General features: G+C 58.5%; 4 protein-coding genes and 2 pseudogenes. 4 read left to right on the top strand and 2 right to left on the bottom strand.

Annotated elements, in window-relative coordinates; genetic code table 11:
- Positions 1-722 (bottom strand): annotated as a pseudogene (locus tag ACFFAR_RS25710) (hypothetical protein); the annotation flags it as partial.
- Between ACFFAR_RS25710 and ACFFAR_RS25705 the strand changes: the two are divergent.
- The 4 genes from ACFFAR_RS25705 (at position 706) to ACFFAR_RS25690 (ending at position 3,537) form a co-directional block, all read left to right on the top strand.
- Positions 706-1,290 (top strand): hypothetical protein, encoded by a 585-nt coding sequence (locus ACFFAR_RS25705; protein WP_174364674.1) that lies wholly within the window; start codon positions 706-708, stop codon positions 1,288-1,290. The pseudogene ACFFAR_RS25710 and the gene ACFFAR_RS25705 sit on opposite strands and share 17 nt — an antisense overlap.
- 698 nt (positions 1,291-1,988) lie before the next feature.
- The gene (locus ACFFAR_RS25700; RefSeq protein WP_144022098.1) at positions 1,989-2,249 is read left to right on the top strand and encodes a hypothetical protein; all 261 of its coding nucleotides are present in this window, start codon (positions 1,989-1,991) and stop codon (positions 2,247-2,249) included.
- Positions 2,250-2,384: 135 nt separating this feature from the next.
- On the top strand, positions 2,385-2,879 hold the full coding sequence (locus ACFFAR_RS25695; protein WP_174364675.1) for a hypothetical protein: 495 nt from the start codon (positions 2,385-2,387) through the stop codon (positions 2,877-2,879).
- A 34-nt stretch (positions 2,880-2,913) separates the two neighbouring features.
- Positions 2,914-3,537: a superoxide dismutase gene (locus ACFFAR_RS25690; RefSeq protein WP_174364676.1), complete on the top strand. Its 624-nt coding sequence runs from the start codon at positions 2,914-2,916 to the stop codon at positions 3,535-3,537.
- Between the two features lie 101 nt (positions 3,538-3,638).
- On the opposite strand, the pseudogene ACFFAR_RS25685 reads toward ACFFAR_RS25690, so the two are convergent.
- Positions 3,639-4,469: pseudogene (locus ACFFAR_RS25685) on the bottom strand (sulfite reductase flavoprotein subunit alpha); the annotation flags it as partial.

Genomic DNA, 4,469 nt, shown 5'->3' with positions numbered 1-4,469 from the left:
GGACCCGGCTGATACGGCGGATTCCACGGGCGGCACTTCGGACCCGGCGTGGGATATTGGCTGGCGAGGCTTCTGATATAGCTGGCGATCTGCAAGCCCTGGTTTGCGCTCAGGCCGTGGTACTGGCTTCGAATGACAATCGAGTTATTCGAGTAGTTGAACTTGAACAGGTCGCTTCCGCTCGCGCTGTGGCAGTCCATGCAATGCGCCTTGATCTGCTGCCCGGCATTGATGGGTGAATCGGTCAAGGCAGCGTTTTTCCACAGGGCCGCGCCCGCGCTGATATCTGCAATGCCTGGAAGCGGTGCGGTCCACTGGGTTGGATCGTCCTGTGCGAAGTTGCTGTCGGCTATCAGTGCATTGCCTGACCCATCGAGCAAATTGAACGACAGCACCCGATACCCCGAGCTCACGCCATCAGTGGTATTGAACCGGAAGTTGATGACGTTACTGCCGTTGATCGCACCCGTTATGGGGACGTTCAGGCTGATCGTGTCGTAACCGCCGCCAATACCGCCGTACGATTTTGCGTTCCCGAGCACTGTAACGTTTGCGTTCGTGAGGTCGATCCAGTTGCCGCTATTGACTTGAACTGAACCCTTGGCATCGTACGAAAGATTGTTCACGCGCATGGTCAGCATCTTCGCCGACGCCCCGGCGGGAATGGACAAGGTGGCCGCAATGATCTTTCCGCTGCCCGCGCTCATGACTTCCAGCGGCATGATCACGGCGCCGGACGAGGTGGTGCCGGCATTGGAAGGCGGCTCTGCCAGAACTATTGGCGGCGGCGAACTACTGACGATGGTCGAGCTACTCGCGGGAGAAGATGCACCAGCCGATGTGCTCGGCGGCACCACTGAACCACCGCCAGCCGACGCAGACGCCGAAGCGGCCGACGCTCCTGCAGCACTGCTGCCAGACCCCGAAGAATTGCTGAGACTTGCGCCGGCCGTTGATTCAGAACCGCCGCCACCGCCACATGCGCTGACACTAAAAATCACACCACTGACAATGGAAACTAACAGTACCCTGTCGATTTTTATCATTATTAATATGTTGCGGAACGATGAAAATACTCCGCAAAAATGTAGCGGAGCCCGGTGTTTTCAAATCAAACTTTTTCCGCGAATATTCAGCATTTGCATGCAACGCTACCTTCGACAACAAACTAATCTCAACGCGCAATTCTTCATACCAATAAGCAATTCGATGTCCGAGGTTTTTACGTGTCCAAAACCAAGTCGGCTACGCTTTGACGCTTTAGCAGTCCCTGCTCTCTGTCTTATATAAACTAAAACTTTGACTGATCCTTCAATCCATGACGGGAAAGGCAAGTGCCCGACTTTGCATGGCGCGGCCGGCCGGCTAATTGATATCGCACAAGATGCAATATCGTTAATCGAGTCGTTGTAATCTTCTCAAACCATGCAAACACCGAACCGCAAATCTAAGGGTGGGCACTTTCAATGCGAGTACATACGCGCAAGATCCGGAGCAATCAAGGACGTGCAGTCCTTCATTGTCCTTCTGGAAACTTTAATGCTGGTTTGGGACGAGCTAAGTGATTTCGATTACTTGTTATCGGCAGTCGCTGCAGGAAGTTTAATAGTAAAAAAAATCTTCATGTCAATCTGCGATAGCGGCGACGCGACCAAGCTCCCCGGACCGCCGGTATATTGGTGCGCAGATCATTGCGTGCATCGATAACCGGTCATGACGCAATGATCAAGAACTGGCTCCCGGCGCCGACGCCGCCATGCCGCCGCCGGGAGCAGGCGTCGCAACACCAGAATCGCCGCTCTTTGAACATGCCACGCAGGCAATCGCCACTATTGCGGCCCCGATCCCTCTGATCCATTTAGCCGACCTGATTTATCTCCGGTTGGTGTAAAGCCTTTGTACTGCAGCCGAAAGACAGCAATGCGCAATCCGGGTTCGATCTTTGCGAAGCTTGTATTGAACACGGACCGAAAAACTGGAGACATATCTTGGGACACTTTCGCAAAACGGCTTGCATGCTGACGCTCGCCGTCTGCTTCGCAGACGGCGCATTCGCGCAAGGAACGAGCACCGGCGGCGCGCCGCCTGCTACACATTCCAGCAGCAGCGATTCTGGCGGCGGCCAGTCTGCGAGCATCAAAGGCGGCGCGGGCACTGCGGGGGAATACGGCACGGACCCCGCAACGTTGAAAAAGGAAGAAACGGCGCGGCAGCAGAAGTCGAAGGATAAAGCGTCGGCATCGAAGTAAATGAGATCCAGGCGACGCCACGCACCGTTGGAAAAGGCCTTCGCTGGACAGGGTTATCGAGAATGATTATTATTAACCATCCCGAGTACGCAGGCGTCCGGTCAACGAAAAGGGTGCAGAACAGGAGCCCCTTTCATGCACCAGCCACACGTTGCCTCCACCGCCCACGAAGTCACAATATCCCGTGACGCCAGCCTCCCTGAGTGGGAATACGTGATGCGGGCCGCCGTCGCCGCATCACGTGCCGCGCAACCGCTTGCGGCGTTAGACGGCTACCAACGGGCGCTCCAGATCGCGCGTCGCCTGATCGAACGGCTCCCCGAGGGACGCGCAAGCGACTGCGTCGCCGCGCTCGTGGTCTCCCATCACAATCTGGCCGACCTCGAACTCGAACGCGGTGGCACCGATCGCGCCGTCGCGCATCTTTGCGACGCGCACGAAGCGCTGCTTGAACTTTTCCTCGATACCACCCGCGACCCGTCACTACAGCAAGCCGCATTGCGTCATAGCGGCGAGACGCATGTGGCGTTGCTGAGCTACATCGCTACACATGGTCCTCATCCGCTCGTCGGGCGAACGCTCGAACTGGGCGAACGCGCGCTGAGCGCCGGCGACCCTCTTCCGCATTGATGTCTTGATGCACTGACTCCAAAAGGAACCCACGATGCCCTATACCCTTCCCGCCTTGCCCTATGCGATCGATGCACTCGAACCACATATCGATGCCCGCACGATGGAAGTCCATCACACGAAGCATCACCAGACCTACGTGAACAATCTGAACGCCGCGCTGAAGGACACGGAGTACGCGGATCTGCCAATCGAAAAGCTCGTCGCGCAAGTTGCGTCACTACCCGAGGCGTTGCAGGCGCCCGTGCGCAACAACGGCGGCGGCCACGCCAATCACAGCTTGTTCTGGACGGTCATGTCGCCCGAAGGAGGCGGCATGCCTGACGGCGAACTGGATCAGGCGATCACCGCAGATCTGGGTGGCTTCGATGCCTTCAAGGAAGCCTTCACGAAGGCAGCCCTGACGCGTTTCGGCAGCGGCTGGGCGTGGCTCTCCGTCAATAAACAAGGCAAGCTCGTAGTCGAAAGTTCAGCGAACCAGGACAACCCGTTGATGACGACATTGCTGTCAGGCAACACGCCGATCCTCGGTCTGGACGTATGGGAACACGCCTACTACCTGAAGTATGAGAACCGTCGGCCGGAATACATCGCCGCGTTCTACAACGTGATCAACTGGCCGGCAGTTGCGCACCGTTACGCCGACGCGCGCGCGTGACATCACCGACGCAAGTACTTCGAAGGCCCGTTCAGAAGCGTTCCGGACGGGCCTTTTGATCAAACGTCAATCACACGTCCACACGTCCACACGTCAATACGTCAATACACATCCCGCCGATACAACCCGTTCGCGACCATCATGCTCACGCGTTCGTCGCCGAGCGCGGCCCGCAGTTCCCTATCGACAGCCGGCGCCATTCCGGCAAGACTGCCGCAGACCATGAGCGCGGCGCCGCCCCCCACCCACGTGAAGATATCGCTGGCTGAATGCCGCACGAGATCCTGTATGTAGCGTCCGCAATCGTCGTCGCGTGAATACGCCAGGTCGATGCGCGCGAGCGTGCCATCCGCGCGCCACGCCTCGAGTTCCTGCTTGAAGAACGCGTCATATCGGGCGTTGCGCTCGCCGAACAGCAGCCAATGTCCTTTCGATCCCGCCGCGCTCCTTTCACGCAAATGCGCGCGCAATCCCGCGATGCCGGTGCCGTTTCCAATCAGGATCAGCGCACGTTCCCCATCAGGCCGATAAAACCCCGCGTTCGCCCGGATGCGCGCCTGCACCAGACTGCCTTCGGCGGCATGAGCCGTCAGCCAGCCCGAGCCCACGCCCAGTTCGCCCGATGACCTGACCCGTTGCCTGACTACGAGGTCGAGGTAACCATCGGCGGGAATCGAGGCGATCGAGTAGTCGCGATACGGCAAAGGCTTGAGGGTAGCGACGAGTGCTGCAGCGCTCATGTTGCGCACGGATTCAGCCGATGGAAGCACGGCGCCGGACAGATGCGCATCGAGACGCCGGCCGTGTACCAGCGCACCGGCATCCAGCCCAGCCGCCGATAAAACCCGCGCCACCGCCGCCGGATCATTGTGCGGATAGATCTCGACGATATCGCCCGCCGTCCAGCCCGGCGACGTTGCCGCGTTCACTTT

Origin of the sequence: uncultured Caballeronia sp., assembly GCF_964243625.1 — a bacterium.
GTDB lineage: Bacteria > Pseudomonadota > Gammaproteobacteria > Burkholderiales > Burkholderiaceae > Caballeronia.
Note: the sequence above shows the minus strand (reverse complement) of the source record. Positions and strands in the feature narration are given on the sequence as shown.